Source organism: Streptococcus sp. HMSC072D03 (genome assembly GCF_001812855.1).
GTDB classification, from domain to species: Bacteria; Bacillota; Bacilli; order Lactobacillales; family Streptococcaceae; genus Streptococcus; species Streptococcus salivarius_D.
On sequence record NZ_KV810691.1, the window covers coordinates 131,524 to 151,836 of the forward strand.

Sequence of the window (20,313 nt, forward strand, 5' to 3'; positions counted from 1 at the left end):
AAAATCAAAACTCTACTATTATAATGACTCCAAATCATCTAGGTCCAATTGCCTGCCTTCTTGATCTTCCAGACCCGTCAGCGTCACACCGAGCAGGCGAACACCGCTGCTATTTTCCTCTAATTGATCAAAAATGGTATGGGCAATCCTTTCGATGGTGTCGAAATCCTGAGTCGATTTGTCCAAGGTCATACGCTTGGTTAAGGTCGAGAAATCCGAATAACGGACCTTGATGACAATAATTCGACCGACTTTTTTATTTTTCTGAGCACTTTCAGCTACCCGCCTAGCATTCTTAGTCAACTCAGCCTTGATGTCATCTTCATTATAAAGAAGTTTGCCGTAGGTTCGCTCACTTCCAATAGATTTACGGACACGATTGGGCCTAACAGGACTATTGGAAATCCCTCTAGCCTTTCGAAAGAGATCAAATCCAAAACGTCCAAAACGATCAATCAGCGTCATCTCAGGAATCTTCAGAAGATCGGCACCGGTGTATATTTCCATGTCATGAAGACGTTCAACTGACTTTTTACCTACCCCATGAAACTTTTCAATAGGTAGCTTTCCCAAAAATTCCTGAGCTTCCTCTGGAAGCACCACCGTCAAACCAGCAGGCTTTTGAAAATCAGAGGCTAGTTTGGCGATAAATTTATTGTAGGAAACCCCTGCTGAACAAGTCAGGTGAAGTTCCTGCCAGATATCATACTGGATAAGTTTGGCTACCTTAACCGCCGATTTGATACCAAGCTTATTTATCGTCACATCAAGATAGGCTTCGTCGATAGACATAGGCTCTACCAAGTCGGTGTAGCGTTTAAAAATCTCACGAATTTGCATCCCTACCTCTCGGTAATGGCTATAATTTCCTGAGATAAAGACAGCATTAGGACAACGTTCATAGGCTTCCTTAGAAGACATGGCTGAATGGACACCATATTTTCTAGCCTCGTAATTACAGGTTGATACCACACCACGTCCCCCAGTTTTTCTAGGATCGTGACCGATAATAACCGGTTTGTCCTTAAGACTGGGGTCATCCCTCATCTCGACCTGAGCAAAAAAGGCGTCCATGTCAATATGGATGATTTTCCGACTGGTATCATTTATTAGAGGAAACTCTAACATGGCTCCCTGCCTCCTTTCTCAGATTTATCTCATTGTAAAGCTTTTCACATAAAACTTTGGGACTACAAAGCATTCTCCCCTTATGATACCAAAATCTATCAAAAAACAGAAATTTATAATACAGATTTGTCGTTTTCGAAACTGTATTATAAAAGAATGTCTCTAAAAACGCAGTTTTAAAGTTGTGTAAGCGGTTACTGTGTGATAGAATACTTCTAGAGAATGTAACAGATGATTTTGTTACTAGAATTATAGGAGATCCAAACTATGGCAACGGTTAAAACTAACACAGATGTTTTTGAAAAAGCGTGGGAAGGCTTTAAAGGAACTGACTGGAAAGAAAAAGCTAGCGTTTCACGTTTCGTTCAAGCAAACTACACACCTTATGATGGTGACGAAAGCTTCCTTGCAGGACCAACTGAACGCTCTCTAAAAATTAAAAAAATCGTAGATGAAACTAAAGCAGGCTATGAAGCTGAAGGACGCTTCCCAATGGATACTCGTCCAACTTCAATCGCTGACATTGACGCAGGATACATTTCAAAAGAAGATGAACTTATCTATGGTATCCAAAATGATGAGCTCTTCAAATTGAACTTCATGCCTAAAGGTGGTATCCGTATGGCGGAAACTGCTTTGAAAGAACACGGTTATGAACCAGACCCAGCTGTACACGAAATTTTCACAAAATACGTGACTACAGTTAACGATGGTATCTTCCGTGCTTACACTTCAAACATCCGTCGTGCACGTCACGCTCACACAGTTACTGGTCTTCCAGATGCTTACTCACGTGGACGTATCATCGGGGTTTACGCTCGTCTTGCCCTTTACGGTGCTGACTACTTGATGCAAGAAAAAGTTAACGACTGGAATGCTATCAAAGAAATCGACGAAGAAACTATCCGTCTTCGTGAAGAAGTTAACCTTCAATACCAAGCACTTCAAGACGTTGTTCGCCTTGGTGACCTTTACGGTGTAGATGTTCGTCGCCCAGCCTTCGATACTAAAGAAGCTATCCAATGGACAAACATCGCCTTCATGGCAGTATGTCGTGTGATCAACGGTGCCGCTACATCTCTTGGACGTGTACCAATCGTTCTTGATATCTATGCAGAACGTGACCTTGCTCGTGGTACTTACACTGAATCAGAAATCCAAGAATTCGTTGATGATTTCGTTATGAAACTTCGTACAGTTAAGTTTGCTCGTACAAAAGCTTACGACCAATTGTACTCAGGTGACCCAACATTCATCACAACTTCTATGGCTGGTATGGGTGCTGACGGACGTCACCGTGTTACTAAGATGGACTACCGTTTCTTGAACACTCTTGACAACATCGGTAACTCTCCAGAACCAAACTTGACAGTTCTTTGGACTGATAAATTGCCTTACTCATTCCGTCGCTACTGTATGCACATGAGCCACAAACACTCTTCTATCCAATATGAAGGTGTGACTACTATGGCTAAAGATGGATACGGTGAAATGAGCTGTATCTCATGTTGTGTATCACCACTTGACCCAGAAAACGAAGAACAACGTCACAACATCCAATACTTCGGTGCTCGTGTTAACGTGCTTAAAGCCCTTCTTACTGGTTTGAACGGTGGTTACGACGATGTTCATAAAGACTATAAAGTATTTGACATCGAACCAGTTCGTGACGAAGTTCTTGACTTTGACACTGTTAAAGCTAACTTCGAAAAATCTCTTGACTGGTTGACTGACACTTACGTAGATGCCCTTAACATCATCCACTACATGACTGATAAGTACAACTACGAAGCTGTTCAAATGGCCTTCTTGCCAACTAAACAACGTGCTAACATGGGATTCGGTATCTGTGGTTTCGCCAACACTGTTGATACATTGTCAGCAATCAAATACGCTACAGTTAAACCAATCCGTGACGAAGATGGCTACATCTACGACTACGAAACAATCGGTGAATACCCACGTTGGGGTGAAGATGACCCACGTTCAAACGAATTGGCAGAATGGTTGATCGAAGCTTACACTACTCGTCTTCGTAGCCACAAACTCTACAAAGATGCAGAAGCTACAGTTTCACTTCTTACAATCACTTCTAACGTTGCTTACTCTAAACAAACTGGTAACTCTCCAGTTCACAAAGGGGTATACCTCAACGAAGATGGTTCAGTGAACTTGTCTAAATTGGAATTCTTCTCACCAGGTGCTAACCCATCTAACAAAGCTAAAGGTGGATGGTTGCAAAACTTGAACTCACTTGCAAGCCTTGACTTCGGTTATGCAGCTGACGGTATCTCACTTACTACTCAAGTATCACCTCGTGCCCTTGGTAAGACTCACGACGAACAAGTTGACAACCTCGTAACTATCCTTGACGGATACTTCGAAAACGGTGGACAACACGTTAACTTGAACGTTATGGACTTGTCAGATGTTTACGAAAAGATCATGAGCGGTGAAGATGTTATCGTACGTATCTCTGGATACTGTGTAAACACTAAATACCTCACTCCAGAACAAAAAACTGAATTGACACAACGTGTCTTCCACGAAGTTCTTTCAATGGACGACGCTTTGGGATAAATCTAAGCATATAACAAGAAACAAGCATCCTAGTGATGCTTGTTTTTTCTTAGTTTCTCAAACAGTTTCTACCAAACTGTACAAAACCTTACATTAACAGTTGTTAATAATTATGGATAGGACTATAATACAAACTGAATTTGAAAGAAGGTATTATTATGAAAAAAGTGTTTTTCAAAACTAGTCTTGGAATCACACTTAGCGTCCTAGCTAGTGTCTTATTCCTTGCCCACAAATCTGAATTCTTCAAGGACGATAGTGCCTTATATGATGAATTTGATTCTACGTTGGATTAAGGAGGAGAACTATCATGCAAAAGAAAAAAGCAATTATGATCGGTGCTGGTTTATCAAATATGGCTGCCGCTGTTTACCTCATTCAAGAAGGTAAATGGTCAGGAGACCAAATCACTTTCTACGCTCTTGATAATTACGGATCAAACGACGGTTCCCCTACCCAAGATGTTAAGGATGACTATTGGAATAAAAATCATCCGATGGAAAATCAAAAGGGTTATATTGCTCGCGGTGGTCGTATGCTTAACTACCGTACCTATGTTGACTTGATGGATTTGCTTGATCGGGTTCCTTCAATGACAGAACCAGGTCTTACAGCTGCTGAGGATACTCGCCAATTTGATGCCGCACACCCAACCTATGACAAGGCTCGTCTCTTAACAGGCGGACAAGGTATCGTTGATGGTGGTAAGCTTGGTTTGAATAATAAAAGTCGTAAGCTCCTTACGCAGTTAATTATGATGCCTGATTCACAAGAAGAAAAACTAGATAACATCACGATTGCTGACTATTTCAAAGACAATACTGAGTTTTTCGAAAGTAACTTTTGGTTTATGTGGGAAACGACATTCGCTTTTAGGACTCGCAGTTCTGCACAAGAGCTTCGTCGTTACATGCACCAAATGATTTATGAATTCACTCAGATTGAGCATTTAGTTGGTGTTAACCGTACACGCTATAATCAATACGAAAGCATCATGAAGCCTTTGATTAATTACTTGGAAAAAGAGGGCTGTCACATAGTCCTTAATCGTCGTGTTGTTGACTGGAAATTCAAGGACAGCAAGATGCAAGACGAAATTACTGTTACTGGTCTTCACATGGTCAATACTAAAACTGATGAAAATGAGTTCGTACCAGTGGATGACGATACAGCAGTCATCTTTACAAACGGTTCGATTACTGACTCTGCAACACTAGGCGATTTCAACACTCCGGCTGCAGAAAACATGGATTATGGTGCTGCTTCAAGTCTTTGGAAAAAGGCATCAGATCATTTTTATAACCTTGGTAATCCTGATAAATTCTTCGCTGATCGTGATGCCAGTGAATGGGTAAGTTTCACTCTCACTACTAAAAATCATCTCTTCTTGAACGAAATTGCTCGTATTACCACTCAGGAACCAGGCAACGCCCTTAATTCCTTTATTTCTACAGAACCAGTGACACCACTCGGTCAAAAAGATGTAACCATGTCAATCGTTGTCCATCACCAACCTCACTTCACTAGTCAAAAACCAAACGAAACGGTTCTTTGGGGATACTTCCTCTACCCTCGTCGTCACGGGGAAATCATTGATAAACCTTATATCGAAATGACTGGTAAAGAGATGCTCCAGGAACTTATTGGACAACTTTCAAAGGTAGACCCAGGGCCTATCAATATCAGCGATAAAGAAGAGGAAATCATGGACAGTGTTATTAACTGTATCCCTGTCTATATGCCATATGCTTCTGCTCTCTTTAACAATCGAGCCAAGTCAGATCGTCCTAAGGTTATTCCAAACCATTCAACAAACCTTGCCTTTACTGGAGAATTTGTCGAACAACCTTATCAAATGATTTTCACAGAAAATAGTGCTGTTCGTTCTGGAGAAATCGCAGCTTTCCATTTTGCTGGTATCCCCATGTCACGTTTGGTGAAAACACCTCGTTATGATAAAGATGTCAAAACCTTGTTAAGAGCTGCAAAGAAAATGTTCGATTAAGAATCATTACACACATTAAAGACAGTAAACATCATGATTTCAAAATGTTTGCTGTTTTTTTATTTTTGCAAAAACCAGCTTTCATTATATTTTTCTAAATCTACTATAATTTACATTTGACTTTTTATCAGATTAGATATAAAATAAAAGCGTTTCCGTTTGGTATCTCCAGACACTTCCTTCACAGAAGCACCTTAGAGAAACGATACTCAATGACTGTCAAACGGATAGTTTCTAATAACACGTAAACTATCATTGTTATAAGATTAAAGAGTATAAGGAGGACAAATGAATAAGAAAAGTTTTAAGATAATTGGATTAGTCTCTCTCGTAGCAAGCACTGTCCTACTCGTAGCCTGCCAGTCTGATACAAAAAACGAATCCTCAAAGTCCAAGGACGTTCAATGGGGGTATACTGGTGCTACTGGTCCAGACCATTGGGGTGACCTTACTAAAGATTATGAACTCAGCAAAAACGGTAAAGAACAATCTCCAATCAATATCACCGGTGCTGAGGACATTGATCTTCCAGAACTAAACCTTAATAATCAAGAATCAGAGGCTCAAGTTGAAAATAACGGGCATACAATTGAAGTCAGCTTTAAAAATCCAAAGAATACCCTAACGATTGGTGATGATGTCTATAAATTACAGCAGTTCCATTTTCACGCACCTAGTGAGAATGAAATTGATGGTCAGACTTATCCTCTAGAAGGTCACTTCGTCTACAAGACTGATAATGGGAAAATCACAGTTGTCTCAGTTCTCTATAATTATGGCGATGAAAATCAAGCCTTAAAACAAATCTGGGATAAGATGCCTCAGGCTGCTAATACTGAAACCGAGTTGTCTCAACCTATCTCACTAGATGATTTCTATCCTGAAGACAAGGACTACTACAACTTCGAAGGTTCCTTGACAACACCACCATGTACTGAGGGTGTTAACTGGATTGTCTTCAAGAATCAAGAAACCGTTAGTAAGGAACAAGTGGAGAAATTCACTCAAACCCTTGGATTTGAAAATAACCGTCCTATCCAAGATACAAACGGTCGACAAATTAAAGAATAAAGCAAGATAAAAAGCTTGATGATAACTCCTCTCATCGAGCTTTTTTTCGTTGACAATTAGTTATAGACTTTGTTACACTTGCCCTATGATTATCAAACATACAAGAGATACACTCTCAGAAACTTACCTCGATGCCGTAGCCATCCGAAACACTGTTTTTGTTAAGGGACAAGGTGTTCCTCGCTCCATCGAGATTGATGCGAATGAAGCCTACTGCATCCACTTTGTTCTATATGATGACAAAGGCAAGGCCGCAGCAACCGTACGCCTACTACCGAATAAAGACTTGACTCAGCTTACCCTCCAACGTATGGCGGTGCTCGATGCCTACCAAGGTCAAGGTCTGGGGAGCATTCTCCTAAAAGAAGCTGAAGATTTTGCACAAGAACAAGGCTTCCAGACTATTTCTCTCCATGCTCAACTCAGTGCACTTAAGTTCTACCTCAATAATGGCTATCAAGAAGTCGGTAACATCTTTGAAGAAGCTGGTATCCAACACATTACTGTTGAAAAATCCTTACTAAGTAAAAAAGCTTAAGCAGTTGACCCACTGCTTAAGCTTCTTCTTTTGCCGCAAATATAGGATATCCATGCTAGACAGCCAGAACTGTTACATTTTCTCTAGCTTTTAATGTCTCTGTGATTTTTTTCCAGCTACGATTTCCCATAATGATAACGATCATCGTTACCATATAAACTAAAAAAGCAGGATATCTAGCAAAGTCGGTAAATGTCAATTTTAAGGACTCCAGAATTTTCCTGAGTATAAAGGCGTAACCAATCACAATATGAGTGAGTCCACAAAAGTACCCTAAACATATAAGCAAATACTCTATTTGAAGCTTCTTGGAACGCTTTTTGTAGAGTAACTTATAGTCTTGACCATACTTTTCAAACACAGGAAAATGAATATCAAACCCTCTTCTCATACGAAGGACTTTTAAATCGGGTTGGGCACGATACCCAAGGCAATGAATCAGTTTGTATAGTAGTTCTCTTATCAAAATATAAAAAGAAATAATAAGGTTAGATAACAAGCTAATAAATACCAAAACTACAAAAGAGCTTACATCTCTATTAGTCGTCAAAAAAATGATCACCACTGTAAAACACATACCACAGAAAAAGAGACTACTCCCGTTAAGCATGCAAAAGAGCAAACTCAGAAACCAAGGGATAAGCTTTCTTTCCTTGGAGTGTCTACTCGACCGTTTCACGAATCAGCTCCTTCTTCATTATCTCAATTAAAACATCTCTGTCCTTAATCCATTGAGCTCTCTCATCCTTGTAGTAAGTACGATTACTGAGGAAAATCGCCGCACGTTGACGAGGGATATTGATAAGCACAAAGGTACCTGTATAACCAGTGTGAAGAATCCACTCGCCTTGGAGGTCCCAAGCGACACTGCGTTCCTTGTTGGATTGGCTGATATTCTGCGTCATATTTTTAGCAAAATCATCCGTCAAATAATGGTTAACAAAAATCTCTAAGTCTTTTAGTGTTGAAAAGAGACCTGCTGAACCTGTATGTTCTTTGAGAACTCGAGCCTTGGGATCATGAACAGTCCCTCCCGTAACCCCCTTAACTGTTGGAACAGCTACCTCAACTGGGCCAAACTGTGTTTCAGACATACCAAACGGTTGAAAAATCTCGGAGTCAAAGAGCTTATCCAGTGTTTGTCCAGAGACTTTTTCAAGCATCAAACCTAGGAGAATAAAATTTATATCTGTATACAAGAAAGGTTTATCAGCCTTAACTTTGATGGCATTAATAGCAGCAATCAAGCCAGCTTGGTCTAAGTCATCACGATTTGGAATAAAAGGATCAATTCCGCTACTGTGAGAAAGAAGCTGACGAAGGGTTAACGTCTTATCCACAACTTCAGGATAATAGGTCGATAGTTTCTCATCCAAGTCCAATTTTCCCGCTTGCAAGTAGAAAAGACAGAGGGTCCCAACTCCGACTACCTTGGAAACACTAGCTAGATCATAGGTAAGTCCTGGAACTACCGGAATAGTTCCATCCTGAGTTCCTAGATAATGCTCCTGCCAATCTTGTCCGTCATAAAGTGCAAGGCTGGCACCCGGAAAGATGTCAGCCTTGATGTAGTCTGTAATTGTTGACAATGTTTGTTGAAAATTAGTCATTACTTTGTAAACCAAACCTCAATATTGCTCATGTCAGTGAGTGCGAGCAAGTTCCCTTTGCTGTCTAGGTAACTAGAGAACTGTTCTTTTTCAAGTTTATCATGCAAGGCAACTAAGTCATAGTCTTCTGCCACCTTAAACTCTAGAATTTCCAAATCCCAAGTCTGGTCTGGACTCACTTGGAGGTCAGGACCTTCTGCTTTTTCAAAGTGGATAGACAAAGGCAATTCTTCGCCAAAAAGATTGTCGTAGAAGAAAGCTGCTTGGGCTGTATCAACAACGTTCAAGGTCAAAGACTCAACCGTAAAGTCTGATACTCCTTTGAAGTCTTCTTTTTCTTCAACATCTGCGTATTCAACTGTCTTGAGAGTAGACAAGTCATCTTCAGCATGCATCAAAATAAGACCATTCTCAGGTGAGATTGTTTCAAAAGCATAGCCCTTTTCCCCTTGGAAAATAGCCTTGGCCTGGTGATCATCACGCGCCAAAAGGTACTCAATCTCAAGTGGATTTGAAACTTTAATGACCACTTTATTAATTTTCTTAGGACCTTCAACCGCACGACAACGGTATGCTGGTGACTCTTCAATCACAAAAAGTGAATTACGGTCTGTCCAATCTGTGAAGACAGCAAGGGCATTTTCCTCAGTTAAAAGCTTAAATCCTAATGTATTTTGGTAAAAATCAATATTTTCTTGTCTGTTATTTACACGAAAAATTGGTGTGTGAAACTTAAAATTCCCTGATTGCGTCATGACAACCTCCATTCTTCTCTATTTTATCCGAAAAGAGCTTGTGTGACAAGGATTTTCCTAAGAAAAAACAGTATTGTAATTTTTTCACTTTCTTTCACACAAATTATGAACTATTACATTATCTTCACTTTTGGGCTAGCATTTCCCTCATTTTAGAGTATAATAGAGTCTATGAAAACTCTTGTCAATAATCTGGCATTTAGACATGCCTATCAGGGATTTTTTTTACTGCTGATGATAGCTATCCCAAACATCACCTTAGGTATGACAACCTTATATAACAATCAGACTGGATTGACCTTCACTAACCTAGAAAGCTTGGGGATTATCGCTGTCAACCTCATTATTTTTTATATTACCTATCTTTGGGCTAAAAGTGAGGGTATGATTCACAACTTTAGCTTAAATCGAAAGGATATCAAAGCCATTATCTGGGGCTTTGCCATTATCTTCTTGATGGGACTCATCGGAAGTAACCTCATGTTACTGACCCACACCAACTACCATGCCGAACTTCAAAAGACGCTCACAACAATTCCTATCCTACCTGTAGCCATTGGTATGATTACGACAGCCGTCCTCCAAGAAATCCTCTTTCGCAAGTGGATTTTCACCTGGTTAGCTCCTTATTCAAAAACGGCTGTGCTAGTCAGCACTGGGCTCTTTTGTCTCTTTCATATGCCAACTAATCTTGCCTACCTCACTCTTTATATCGGAATGGGCTTGGCTCTCTCTATGGTCTACCAAAAAAGAGAAAACTTATCTGCAAGTATCACACTTCATGTTTTATGGAATCTTTACACCTTAGGTGCTACCATTCTAGTAATGACTAATCCAATGTGACTGAGAATATTTTCTCAGTTTTTTATTACTTTCAAAATTTTAAGCATAAAAAAATCTGAAGCACTAACTTCAGATTTTTTGTATTGATTAAAGGTAGAGGAACTTGAACAAAGCTATAGCTAAAACTCCTGCTAAGATTGGAGCTACAACTGGAACCCAAGCATACCACCATTTAGAATCACCTTTGTGTTCACCAAGAACTGTTGTTGGCAAAATGTGGTGGAGAAGACGGGGCATCAAGTCACGGGCTGGGTTAAGAGCTGGACCTGTTGCACCACCAAACGAAATAACCAAGGCTGCAACCAAGAAACCAACACCGATGTGGGCAACCGCAAGTGCACCATTAGCCATTTGACCTGTTACAGCTTCTTTATCATACCCATATTGGACTGCTTGTGAGACCAATTTGTGACCAAAGTAGTTATTAGTCAAGGCAAGAGCACCAAAGAAGAGAAGGAATGAACCTGCGAACTCGTTGGCAAAACCATTAAGCCAAGCACGTTTGTGATTTTCCTCTGAGTCTGAGTTATCATCAACAGCAGAGATTGTAGAGAAGGTACCGAGAATGTTGTTTGGATTCTCAGTTTGAAGATAATAAGGTTGGTGAACCCAAACCACGATAGCTTGTCCTAAGAAAGCACCGAGAAGTTGAGCAATCAAGTAACCTGGAACGGCTACCCATGAGAACAAGCCAGATGCAGCAAGTCCAAGTGTGAAGGCTGGGTTGATGTGGTTACCAGAAACATCACCAAACATAAGTGCTGGCATCATTACCGCAAAACCATAACCAAAACCAATAACAAGCCATCCAGACTTATTACCCTTAGTCCCTTTAAGCTCAACATTGGCAACCGAACCATTACCAAGTGCAACCATCAAAGCTGTCCCAATAAACTCAGTAATGTACTTCATAATCCAATCATGACTGAGCGCTTCTTTTAGAAAATCATTCATTTGTCTCTTTATTTCCTTTCACATTTTACAATAATTTAGACATCTATCATTTTATCAAGTATAATGTCTGATGTAAAGATATTTCTGAAATGTTTACGTATTCTTTTTTTGAGGTTTTAAAGTATGAAATTTAATCAGTTTAGTTACATCCCAGTAAGTCCTGAAATGGCTTGTCAGGAACTCCATTCTCTGGGCTTTGAAGTCTCTCCAAATGCTAGTGCCAAGGATAATTTTGAAGCCTTTGTTCGTAAGTCCTTCCTCTTCTTTGAAGACACCGACTTAGCTTTGAAAAATTGGATTGCTGATACAGAGACTGATCTCCTAACCTTCTTCCAATCAGACCGTCCTTTGACTGCTGACGTCTTTGGTTTGGTAGCTCTTCAAATGCTAGGATTTGTCCCTAATGTAGACTTTACAGATAGTGTTGCTTTCCTAGAGGAAATGGCTTTCCCAATTACTTTTGATGGTAGCCTTAATAACCTCCATCAATTGCTAGCAACACGCACACAGTCTGGCAATACCTTAATTGATCAGTTAGTAGCTCAGGATTTAATCCCTGTAAATAATAACTACGTCTTCTTTAACGGTAAGAGCTTGGCAACATTTGACACTAATCAGCTTCACCGTGAGGTGGTTTATGTTGAAACACCTGTAGATACCGATAAAGATGGGCAGTTAGACTTGGTCAAAGTGACTATCTTACGTCCTAATGTGGACTTCCCAGTTCCAGCCATGATGACCGCAAGCCCTTATCAACAAGGGACTAATGAGCCTGCTTCAGATAAGCTTACCCACAAGATGGAAGGTGATTTGCTCGTCAAACCAGCAGGTGAAATCTCCCTTAACCAACCAGAAATCAAGACACCAGAGGCAGACCTTACGCCTATCAATCCTGTCACGAAGGCTCAGGAGCGTTTTGCTCACACAGATACCTACACGCTTAACGATTACATGTTGGCTCGTGGTGTGGCTTCTATCTATGTGTCGGGTGTCGGTACCTTCAATTCTGAAGGCTTCATGACCTCTGGAGACTATCAGCAAGTTCTGGCCTATAAAGCTGTCATTGACTGGCTCAATGGTCGTGCACGCGCCTTTACTAGCCGTAGCAGACAGCATACCATCACTGCAGATTGGGCATCTGGTAAGGTGACTACTACCGGACTTTCATACTTAGGTACCATGTCCAACGCCCTTGCTACAACTGGTGTCGACGGTTTGGAGATGGTCATCGCTGAAGCAGGTATTTCTTCTTGGTACGACTATTATCGTGAAAATGGACTCCTCGTCAGTCCTGGAGGATACCCTGGTGAAGATCTCGACACCTTGACTGAATTTACCTATTCTCGTGCCCTATTAGCTGGAGAATACCTACGCCACCAAAAAGACTACCAAGCCTATCTCAAAGAGCTAAGCACAGCCATTGATCGTAAGCATGGTGATTATAGCCAGTTCTGGCATGACCGTAACTATGTGCAGTTCGCAGATCGTGTTAAAGCTACTGTTGTCTTTACACATGGTAGCCAAGACTGGAATGTCAAACCGATTAACGTCTATCAAATGTTCAATGCTCTTCCAGACTCTCTTGAAAAACACCTCTTCTTCCACAATGGTGCCCACGTTTACATGAATGCTTGGCAGTCTATTGACTTCCGAGAAAGCATGAACGCCTTGATTTGTCAGAAACTCCTTGGTTTGGAGAATGGCTACACACTGCCTACTGTTATCTGGCAAAATAACCAGTCTGAACAGACCTGGGAAGTCCTCGATAACTTTGGACACGACAATGGTAAAAACATTCAGTTTGGTGAGACTGAAGCTAGCATCGCTAACCATTATGAAGAGGAAACCTTCACCAAATATGGTAAAGCTTACCAAAGCTTCAAGGATGACCTCTTTGCAGACAAAGCCAATGCCATTACCTTGGACTTTGAACTGGACCAAGATATCCAAATCAATGGTCGTGTCCACCTAGAGCTCAAGGTTAAGTCTAACACAAACCGTGGTCTCATTTCGGCCCAAGTTTTAGAAATGGGTGACAAGAAGTATCTCGCACCTATTCCCGCACTCAAACGCATGAATCTAGATAACGGCCGTCTCTTCAAGGAAGAAGCCTTACGTGAATTGCCATTCAAGCAGGCAAAATATCGTGTCATTACCAAAGGACACCTTAACCTGCAAAATCGCAAGAACCTCCTTAGCATTGAGAATGTCACTCCAAATGAATGGATGACTATCGGTTTGGACTTGCAACCAACCATCTACAAACTCAACAAGGGCGACAAACTCCGACTTGTTCTCTATACCACAGACTTTGAACACACTATTCGTGACAATAGTGACTACGAATTAACCGTGGACCTAAGCCAAAGTCAGATGACATTGCCTTATTAGTATTTATCGCAAAAAATCCCATAGGATGAGAACTCCCATGGGATTTTTTTATTGTGTGAAAATAAACAAGATTTAATCTTCAATTTTTACGATTCATTTTAATGTTATTTAAACAAATGATGTAGCCAAGACAGTGGAACAACACAAAGATATGCCAGTAAAAATAAGGCATTAAGCTGTCAGATTTAGTCAACGAATAAAAAAGAAAAATTGCAACTAATAAAATAGAGAACCACAGCGTCTTCTTAACGAATAAAAAGTATTGATGCCATATCTCTTTATCACCCAAAGTAACTTTAGATTTTTTACTTAGGAAAAGATGCATCAAGATCTCTACTAGACTGCTAAGTACTGTTAAAACCAGAATCTTACTTAGAGGAATACCTAAAAAGAATCCCATCCACTCAATAAGTAATTGGGACAAAACAATGGCCGTAAGGGCACGTAGATTTTTTGACATAAAACTTAAACCTCACACTTCTCTCAAACAGAAAGTTTTTACAATACCTAGAAAGTTACCAAAGCATAGATAAGCACTTACAGCCTCGCTATCTTTATAAGCACGTCTATCATAAACTGCGATTCTAACCTCGTTCACTTTGTTTAATGATTTTAAGCACTCTAGGTGTCAGAAAAGCTAGTAAACAAATATCCAAAACAATCACAACAATAATGATTAGACGCCATTCGGCATCTCTCACCGTCAGCAAACGATAAACACCAGCTAAAATAATAGCCAAATGTGCCAAGCCCATGCCAGCGTAAATTTGTTTAAGAGTAAACTGTCGTTCTTCAAGTGGACGACGGTCAAGCTCTCGCTTAATCAACAGGGGCAAAACAAGTAAAAAGATTGATAGCAATACTAAAGGCAGCCAAATCCAAATTGGATGCTGACTAGATAGAGCATTTAAAGCTATATTCCCATTGACTACTCCTAGGATTGCTGATACAACACGTAACGAACGTAACACAGCAGAACTAAATTTTTGTAATATCACCATTTAAACTCCTTTTTGCTAGGACCATTTAAACAAATTATAAGGTATTATCATAGAAATGATTGGCTCTCCTTTCATCACAATCACTTGTCCGCTTGGCATAATCATAACTAGGACTTAAGGGTCTTTCTCTGCTCCTCAACAGGTTGGAAAAGAACCTTTTTGCCCCATCTTCCTTTTCTCAATGGACAACTCAACCTTAAAACCAAGAAATCCTCCCTAATGACATCAATAGCCATAACGAATCGCTAGCAATTTTCGCAACTCTGCCATTCGCTCCTCGATAAAGGGAGACAAGGTTAGCTGGTCTTTTCTGACCACTTCGGATATTTCCAGTGACATCCTGCTTAAGATATAGGGAGTGGCTGAACGAGAGTCTGCAAGTTCCGTTCGGTAGGAGTGCAGGACCTGCTTCAAATCAGCATAATCTGACTTATCTCCAATAGTTTCAATTACTTCATCGATGATAGCTACTGCTTGTTCTCGTCTCTCTTTGCCTCCTGCAAACCATTTAAGTCCTGTCATTAAGAAAACCTCCTTATTTCTTTCAACTAATTTTTCAATCACATCTTTAGTATAGCACCCTGATAGTCATTTAAAAGCCAGCGTCCCAAAAAGTGGCTATATGTCCCGAGTAGTAAAAAAAAAGACTGAATATCATTTTTGATTCAGTCCATGTCTTATTGAAAAAGCTTTAACTAATTCTTTCTATACTGCCTATAGACTCCAAATAAAAAGAAAAAGAATCCTATTGATGCTAACAAAAGTTGATAGATATTTCCTGATGACAATAGTACTTTGCTATATAAATATATCATCGCAATAGTCGAAAAAATGATTAGGTATTTCTTCATTTGTATCACCTAGCTTATACTCCTTATTTTGTCAATTACTTACTTCTCTATATTATGGTTGATATACTTGATGCCCCATAAAAATAGTACGAAACCCAATAATGAAAAAAAACCTACAAATATAGCGATAACTTTTTGATAATAGAAATCTGTTGTCAAAAAACGAAGGCAACTAAGTGTCAGTAACAAGAAACAAGCTAGGGAAGCTTTTAATTGATTTAACACAGTTGGTTCTTCTCTTCTTGTCATTATTTTTCGAATGAGCAATATATCAACCACAACCACTAAGAGGGCTGCTACGATGTAGACCAATTGGAATACGGATGATAAGTTATGAAGTAATTGACTAAAAAAAAGTACCAGTAAGGATATGCTAACTACTTGGGCAATGACAAATAGCACTATATCCCTTTTTGAAACTCTATGTGTCATTGTTGTTCTCCTTCAACACTAGCAAGTGTTTCAAGGTCGAGGGTGTTAAAGTTTTCAATTGTTTGAGTTGCCATGGCAACTACCTCCTAAAATTTTTATCGTGTGATCTCTCAATTACATCTTTAGTATAGCATTCAAGTGTCTCTATCAGAGCTAGCGTCCCAAAAAGTGGCTATATGTCCCGAATGGTAAATTCATACTATAAATATCACATGATATTTTAATCTTATTTTCATCTCATTGTATAACTAAGTCATATTATGATATACTATTACATAATTTATGAATATTTTCAGAAAAGCTACAGCTAGTAAAGATGGAGGAAGCTCCCCTTGGAAATTTATATTTTAGAGGACAATCTCATTCAACAAGGACGACTGGAGATGGTATTGTCTCAAGAGTTAAAAAAATACAATAAAGACTTATCTATTGTACACACCTTTGATAAGCCTCAGCAATTTATAGAAGCGATTGATTCAACAACTTCTAACCAGCTCTTTTTTCTTGATATCGAAATTAAGGGAGAAAAATTAAAAGGGCTCGATATTGCTAAAATCATTAGGGAAAAAAATCCCTACGCTACTATTATCTTTGTCACTACCCACTCAGAGTTTATGCCACTAGTTTTTGATTACCAAGTATCTGCCCTAGACTATATCGATAAAAGTCTCTCTGAAATAGAATTTAGGAAAAAGATAACCAGAGCTTTAGCTATAACTATGAAACCACTTGGAATAGAGAATGACGAGATTTTTGATTTTCAAACACAACATACAGCTATTCACATCCCTTTAAACCAAGTTATCTATATTGAAACTTCTCCGCAAAAGCATTATGTGATACTCCATGGTACAAACAATCAAATGACCTTTCGTGCAAATCTAAAGGACCTTGAAAAAGCTAGTCCTTCACTCGTATCTTGCCATCGTTCGTATCTCATTAACCCTAACAACATTATAAGAATCAACAAATTAAAACGTGAAGTCGAAATGACTGATGGTAGTATCTGTCCTTTTTCACGTACCAAAGCTAAAATGCTGATGGATACTTTTAAAAGAAGGAACCTTCAATGATTATTTTTTTATTTTTGCTTACTGTTGTCTCTGAATGTTTCAATATTTGCCTGTTTCTTTACTTAATAAACAAAAGAGTTTCAATTGGGCATTTTCTTATTATCTTATTTTGTCGCATAGCATATACCAAAATATGTAACAGTCTATCCTGGAAATTCTTATTCTACTTTAACGAAGAAATATTCTATCTTTTATTATCTTTTTTTATATCACGAAAGCCCTACTTACAATCAAAGCTTAAAATATTCAATGCTCTTCTCCCCACAACTCTTAATAATATCAGTTTTAGAGTAATCATTTTCTTTATATTTCCTTTGTTTGGAATCAGTGTTGAAACAATAAAAGTTAATTATCTTATAGCTGTCTCATCTTCTTTCCTAACTATTTTACTATCCTTTCTTTTAATAAAATTATTCAAGGAAAGCTTTGGAGTTATACAAAAAGGACGATTAGCCCCTCTCATATCAAAGAGTATTATTATTGCTGATATCATTATGATTGCTTATACATTTACCCAGCAATATCTCGTCTACCTCGAAAACACTACTCATACATCCACTCTGATAATCAGGAAGTTAATTGTGGTTATTTATCTAGTCTTTTTCTTTATCATGCTTATCTTCTTAGATAGAAATATCCGAGCAACAATACAAAGTCAGTTGGACTTTCAAAAAGATATTCAACTATCGCATCTTACGAATTATAACAAACAGATTGAAAACCTCTATCAGTCGGTTCGAAGTTTTCGTCATGATTATGCCAATATTTTAACAACACTCAAACTTGGTATCGATCAAAATGATATGGCTATTGTAAAAGAAGTCTACGACTCAGTTCTAAAAGATTCCGATAAGCATTTAAAATCGAAAACATTTGATTTAACTCGCTTAATAAACATAGAAGATAACACTATCAAAAGCCTACTTGCAGCTAAGTTCCTAGAGGCAGAAGAAAATAACATTGATATCTCCTTAGATATTCCTGAAACTATCAAACTCGAGGGTATGGAGATGGTCGATTTTATTACTGTAATATCTATCTTTCTAGACAATGCGATGGAAGCATCGATTCAGTCTGACATACCAAAAATGCATATTGGCTACTTCAATCATGGTAATAAGCAAATCTTTATTGTCCAAAACTCAACCCAGGAAGAATTTATTCCTATCTCATCACTTTTTGAGAGAGGTGTCTCCAGTAAAGGGGATCATCGCGGTATAGGTTTGGCCAACGTTAGGAATATATTAGACAACTATCAAAATATTTCTTTAAAAACTGAAAGTATGACTTTTGCATTTACACAGGAACTTAATATATCGAAAAAAGCTTGACTAGTTTCAAGCTTTTTCTGTTGCTCCATCTTACTACTTATGAAAGTATCTTCTAGATTACCTACAGAATAATCAAGTGAAATCATTTATTGTTTAAAATAGTTTCTGACTTGCAAGTAAGCTAGAAAATCACAGAGGATTAACAAAAGCATTAATACGGCTAGTACTATACGGTCTGTGATATCACTGAATGTAAGTAATGTGTAAAACTCTACACAAAGCACAAGAAATGAGATGACAAGAAAGACAATGAAGGACTGCCGTATTGTTAACGGATTTACTGAATCTGGACGTTTCTTAAGCAAACGGTAGAGCAGTCCATTAACAAAAATGACTACTAAAGCTAGTGCTCCGACTGCTAACCAAATCTCTGGAGAGGTCTTGCTTTTGTAGAGAGAAATACTGGTACTTATAAGGAAAACTGCCAGTACAGCAGTGACGACCCTAGAAAATCGCAATACTCTTGAACTAATATTCTTTAACTTCATGATAAAACAATTAAGCTATGAATAACCTCAGTCAGTCTTGTAAACTGAATAAGCTATTACATTTAACTATATTCCTTTCTGTATTTCATATTTCGTTTATACATTGCTATCTTTAGTAGGCTTGAGAATAAGCCCTTAGCGATTAAATTCTACTGGAGATGTAATACAATAGCGTCATTAGTACTGATACTTTAAATAAGCGAATATACATATCTTTGTTTTTTCTATTACAAAGATATGCAATCAAATATAATATAATCTCCGCTATCATTAGCAAGAATAATTTTACTTCGGGAACATCAAAAATAAGCATTTGCAAGCACCTCACGTTCAAAGGGGCCACAAGTTACTTTTTAAACTGTGCCCATTTTTTTAAAAGCAGACTATAAAGAAGCAAGGTTAGCCCAAACAAGTTAATGGTATGGTGAACAGCATCCAAACTTCTAAATAGATTAGCAAGGCCCATTCCTATGAGAATGGTAGCCAGTAAATACGGTTTTGAGTTTTTAAACATACTTTTCTCCTTAAAGTGTTTTTAGCTATCTGTGCACAAGCTATGAATTTTATTATAGATTGGAAGCCGATAAAAAAGTAGTGACATAAATGTCACTACTTGTCTGATTTTATATCCTTGATAATCGTACACATAAGAAAGAGAAAAAGACATAACCCAATAAGATTTAGGCATTGAAGTCCAAAACTCAGTTTTTCTCCCAAGTTATGTAAGGCAACAAGGATGAAGCCCATAGACATCATTAGAGACACTAGACGTTTTTTAGTCATAAGTACAAATACCTCTTCTTTTATATCGAAGTTTTCAACCACTATTCACAAGCTATTCACAGACTAGCAATTGACAAGGTATCTCAATTAAGATTTCTTTTTAATGGAATTGGTAGATTTGTGTTTTTCAAGCAATGACATAATAGGCTTATCCAAAAAAGTCATCAAGGCCATGCAAACCATCCCTAAAATATAACTTTTCAAATCAAACATAATCCATCACCACCAGCATGTTGCTCCATAACCAACACCCCCTACGATAGCACCTCCAGCTGCTCCTGCGACAGCACCTTGCCAAGTACGTGTTTTGATACCTAATCGTAAACCATTACCAACTCCTGTAGCTACTCCTTGTTTAGCAAAACCTCCCCAGCTACATCCACCACCTTCAACGTTTGCAAGTGCCTCGAGATCGAGTGTTTCAAAAGTGTTCATTGTTTGTGTTGTCATTCTAACAACCTCCTAAAATATTATTTTTT

At 38.6% G+C, this 20,313-nt stretch carries 20 protein-coding genes and 1 pseudogene; 9 read left to right on the top strand and 12 right to left on the bottom strand.

Annotated elements, in window-relative coordinates; genetic code table 11:
- Positions 1-18: 18 nt before the first annotated feature.
- Positions 19-1,128 (bottom strand): DNA polymerase IV, encoded by a 1,110-nt coding sequence (gene dinB, locus HMPREF2877_RS08795; RefSeq protein WP_045769047.1) that lies wholly within the window; start codon positions 1,126-1,128, stop codon positions 19-21.
- A gap of 267 nt (positions 1,129-1,395) precedes the next feature.
- Here dinB and pflB point away from each other — a divergent pair, with 267 nt between their 5' ends.
- From pflB to HMPREF2877_RS08815, 5 genes are all read left to right on the top strand, one after another.
- A complete protein-coding gene (gene pflB / locus HMPREF2877_RS08800; RefSeq protein WP_049553862.1) occupies positions 1,396-3,708 on the top strand; it encodes a formate C-acetyltransferase in 2,313 nt (770 codons plus the stop codon).
- Between the two features lie 158 nt (positions 3,709-3,866).
- The gene (locus HMPREF2877_RS11005; protein ID WP_004183341.1) at positions 3,867-4,004 is read left to right on the top strand and encodes a hypothetical protein; all 138 of its coding nucleotides are present in this window, start codon (positions 3,867-3,869) and stop codon (positions 4,002-4,004) included.
- 14 nt (positions 4,005-4,018) lie between these two features.
- On the top strand, positions 4,019-5,713 hold the full coding sequence (locus HMPREF2877_RS08805) for an oleate hydratase (RefSeq protein ID WP_070579646.1): 1,695 nt from the start codon (positions 4,019-4,021) through the stop codon (positions 5,711-5,713).
- A gap of 288 nt (positions 5,714-6,001) precedes the next feature.
- Positions 6,002-6,784, top strand: a complete 783-nt coding sequence (locus tag HMPREF2877_RS08810) for a carbonic anhydrase (RefSeq protein ID WP_070579649.1) — start codon at positions 6,002-6,004, stop codon at positions 6,782-6,784.
- Positions 6,785-6,869: 85 nt separating this feature from the next.
- Positions 6,870-7,322: a GNAT family N-acetyltransferase gene (locus HMPREF2877_RS08815; RefSeq protein WP_004183346.1), complete on the top strand. Its 453-nt coding sequence runs from the start codon at positions 6,870-6,872 to the stop codon at positions 7,320-7,322.
- 55 nt (positions 7,323-7,377) lie between these two features.
- On the opposite strand, the gene HMPREF2877_RS08820 is transcribed toward HMPREF2877_RS08815, so the two are convergent.
- From HMPREF2877_RS08820 to HMPREF2877_RS08830, 3 genes are read right to left on the bottom strand one after another with little or no spacing between them, the layout of a single operon-like run.
- The gene (locus HMPREF2877_RS08820; protein WP_070579652.1) at positions 7,378-8,001 is read right to left on the bottom strand and encodes a hypothetical protein; all 624 of its coding nucleotides are present in this window, start codon (positions 7,999-8,001) and stop codon (positions 7,378-7,380) included.
- The gene (locus tag HMPREF2877_RS08825) at positions 7,985-8,932 is read right to left on the bottom strand and encodes a serine hydrolase domain-containing protein (protein ID WP_014632661.1); all 948 of its coding nucleotides are present in this window, start codon (positions 8,930-8,932) and stop codon (positions 7,985-7,987) included. Before HMPREF2877_RS08825 ends, HMPREF2877_RS08820 begins: the two co-directional genes overlap by 17 nt.
- Positions 8,932-9,687, bottom strand: a complete 756-nt coding sequence (locus tag HMPREF2877_RS08830; protein ID WP_004183351.1) for a CppA family protein — start codon at positions 9,685-9,687, stop codon at positions 8,932-8,934. Before HMPREF2877_RS08830 ends, HMPREF2877_RS08825 begins: the two co-directional genes overlap by 1 nt.
- Positions 9,688-9,951: 264 nt before the next feature.
- Between HMPREF2877_RS08830 and HMPREF2877_RS10740 the strand changes: the two genes are divergently transcribed.
- Positions 9,952-10,530 (top strand): CPBP family intramembrane glutamic endopeptidase, encoded by a 579-nt coding sequence (locus HMPREF2877_RS10740; RefSeq protein WP_256262935.1) that lies wholly within the window; start codon positions 9,952-9,954, stop codon positions 10,528-10,530.
- Positions 10,531-10,617: 87 nt separating this feature from the next.
- Here HMPREF2877_RS10740 and gla read toward each other — a convergent pair whose 3' ends face one another.
- Positions 10,618-11,484, bottom strand: coding sequence for an aquaglyceroporin Gla (gene gla, locus HMPREF2877_RS08840; RefSeq protein WP_014632658.1), 867 nt, complete (start codon positions 11,482-11,484; stop codon positions 10,618-10,620).
- A gap of 123 nt (positions 11,485-11,607) precedes the next feature.
- On the opposite strand from gla, the gene HMPREF2877_RS08845 reads away from it, so the two are divergent.
- Complete coding sequence (locus HMPREF2877_RS08845) at positions 11,608-13,875, top strand: Xaa-Pro dipeptidyl-peptidase (protein ID WP_070579653.1); 2,268 nt, start codon at positions 11,608-11,610, stop codon at positions 13,873-13,875.
- A 584-nt stretch (positions 13,876-14,459) separates the two neighbouring features.
- Here HMPREF2877_RS08845 and HMPREF2877_RS08855 read toward each other — a convergent pair.
- The 4 genes and pseudogenes from HMPREF2877_RS08855 to HMPREF2877_RS10885 form a co-directional block, all read right to left on the bottom strand.
- Positions 14,460-14,876, bottom strand: a complete 417-nt coding sequence (locus tag HMPREF2877_RS08855) for a hypothetical protein (RefSeq protein WP_070579659.1) — start codon at positions 14,874-14,876, stop codon at positions 14,460-14,462.
- A 225-nt stretch (positions 14,877-15,101) separates the two neighbouring features.
- Positions 15,102-15,398 (bottom strand): bacteriocin immunity protein, encoded by a 297-nt coding sequence (locus HMPREF2877_RS08860; protein ID WP_070579661.1) that lies wholly within the window; start codon positions 15,396-15,398, stop codon positions 15,102-15,104.
- Positions 15,399-15,766: 368 nt separating this feature from the next.
- Positions 15,767-16,159: a hypothetical protein gene (locus HMPREF2877_RS08865; RefSeq protein WP_003094909.1), complete on the bottom strand. Its 393-nt coding sequence runs from the start codon at positions 16,157-16,159 to the stop codon at positions 15,767-15,769.
- An 8-nt stretch (positions 16,160-16,167) separates the two neighbouring features.
- A pseudogene (locus HMPREF2877_RS10885) lies at positions 16,168-16,233 on the bottom strand (ComC/BlpC family leader-containing pheromone/bacteriocin); the annotation flags it as partial.
- A gap of 258 nt (positions 16,234-16,491) precedes the next feature.
- On the opposite strand from HMPREF2877_RS10885, the gene HMPREF2877_RS08870 reads away from it, so the two are divergent.
- Both HMPREF2877_RS08870 and HMPREF2877_RS11290 read left to right on the top strand, forming a co-directional pair.
- On the top strand, positions 16,492-17,232 hold the full coding sequence (locus HMPREF2877_RS08870) for a response regulator transcription factor (protein ID WP_013991119.1): 741 nt from the start codon (positions 16,492-16,494) through the stop codon (positions 17,230-17,232).
- 581 nt (positions 17,233-17,813) lie between these two features.
- Complete coding sequence (locus HMPREF2877_RS11290; RefSeq protein ID WP_256262936.1) at positions 17,814-18,563, top strand: sensor histidine kinase; 750 nt, start codon at positions 17,814-17,816, stop codon at positions 18,561-18,563.
- Positions 18,564-18,649: 86 nt separating this feature from the next.
- On the opposite strand, the gene HMPREF2877_RS11420 is transcribed toward HMPREF2877_RS11290, so the two are convergent.
- The 3 genes from HMPREF2877_RS11420 to HMPREF2877_RS08885 form a co-directional block, all read right to left on the bottom strand.
- Positions 18,650-19,051 carry a hypothetical protein gene (locus HMPREF2877_RS11420; RefSeq protein WP_083306939.1) on the bottom strand — a complete coding sequence of 134 codons (402 nt, stop codon included), beginning with the start codon at positions 19,049-19,051 and terminating at the stop codon, positions 18,650-18,652.
- Positions 19,052-19,397: 346 nt separating this feature from the next.
- On the bottom strand, positions 19,398-19,565 hold the full coding sequence (locus HMPREF2877_RS11010; protein WP_013991122.1) for a hypothetical protein: 168 nt from the start codon (positions 19,563-19,565) through the stop codon (positions 19,398-19,400).
- Between the two features lie 488 nt (positions 19,566-20,053).
- The gene (locus HMPREF2877_RS08885; RefSeq protein WP_014632652.1) at positions 20,054-20,284 is read right to left on the bottom strand and encodes a Blp family class II bacteriocin; all 231 of its coding nucleotides are present in this window, start codon (positions 20,282-20,284) and stop codon (positions 20,054-20,056) included.
- Positions 20,285-20,313 lie beyond the last annotated feature (29 nt).

Coding starts and splice junctions, on each gene's coding strand:
- dinB (WP_045769047.1), bottom strand. CDS start 1,128: ATGTTAGAGTTTCCTCTAATAAATGATACCAGTCGGAAAATCATCCAT.
- pflB (WP_049553862.1), top strand. CDS start 1,396: ATGGCAACGGTTAAAACTAACACAGATGTTTTTGAAAAAGCGTGGGAA.
- HMPREF2877_RS11005 (WP_004183341.1), top strand. CDS start 3,867: ATGAAAAAAGTGTTTTTCAAAACTAGTCTTGGAATCACACTTAGCGTC.
- HMPREF2877_RS08805 (WP_070579646.1), top strand. CDS start 4,019: ATGCAAAAGAAAAAAGCAATTATGATCGGTGCTGGTTTATCAAATATG.
- HMPREF2877_RS08810 (WP_070579649.1), top strand. CDS start 6,002: ATGAATAAGAAAAGTTTTAAGATAATTGGATTAGTCTCTCTCGTAGCA.
- HMPREF2877_RS08815 (WP_004183346.1), top strand. CDS start 6,870: ATGATTATCAAACATACAAGAGATACACTCTCAGAAACTTACCTCGAT.
- HMPREF2877_RS08825 (WP_014632661.1), bottom strand. CDS start 8,932: ATGACTAATTTTCAACAAACATTGTCAACAATTACAGACTACATCAAG.
- HMPREF2877_RS08830 (WP_004183351.1), bottom strand. CDS start 9,687: ATGACGCAATCAGGGAATTTTAAGTTTCACACACCAATTTTTCGTGTA.
- HMPREF2877_RS10740 (WP_256262935.1), top strand. CDS start 9,952: ATGACAACCTTATATAACAATCAGACTGGATTGACCTTCACTAACCTA.
- gla (WP_014632658.1), bottom strand. CDS start 11,484: ATGAATGATTTTCTAAAAGAAGCGCTCAGTCATGATTGGATTATGAAG.
- HMPREF2877_RS08845 (WP_070579653.1), top strand. CDS start 11,608: ATGAAATTTAATCAGTTTAGTTACATCCCAGTAAGTCCTGAAATGGCT.
- HMPREF2877_RS08855 (WP_070579659.1), bottom strand. CDS start 14,876: ATGGTGATATTACAAAAATTTAGTTCTGCTGTGTTACGTTCGTTACGT.
- HMPREF2877_RS08860 (WP_070579661.1), bottom strand. CDS start 15,398: ATGACAGGACTTAAATGGTTTGCAGGAGGCAAAGAGAGACGAGAACAA.
- HMPREF2877_RS08865 (WP_003094909.1), bottom strand. CDS start 16,159: ATGACACATAGAGTTTCAAAAAGGGATATAGTGCTATTTGTCATTGCC.
- HMPREF2877_RS11420 (WP_083306939.1), bottom strand. CDS start 19,051: ATGAAGTTAAAGAATATTAGTTCAAGAGTATTGCGATTTTCTAGGGTC.
- HMPREF2877_RS11010 (WP_013991122.1), bottom strand. CDS start 19,565: ATGTTTAAAAACTCAAAACCGTATTTACTGGCTACCATTCTCATAGGA.
- HMPREF2877_RS08885 (WP_014632652.1), bottom strand. CDS start 20,284: ATGACAACACAAACAATGAACACTTTTGAAACACTCGATCTCGAGGCA.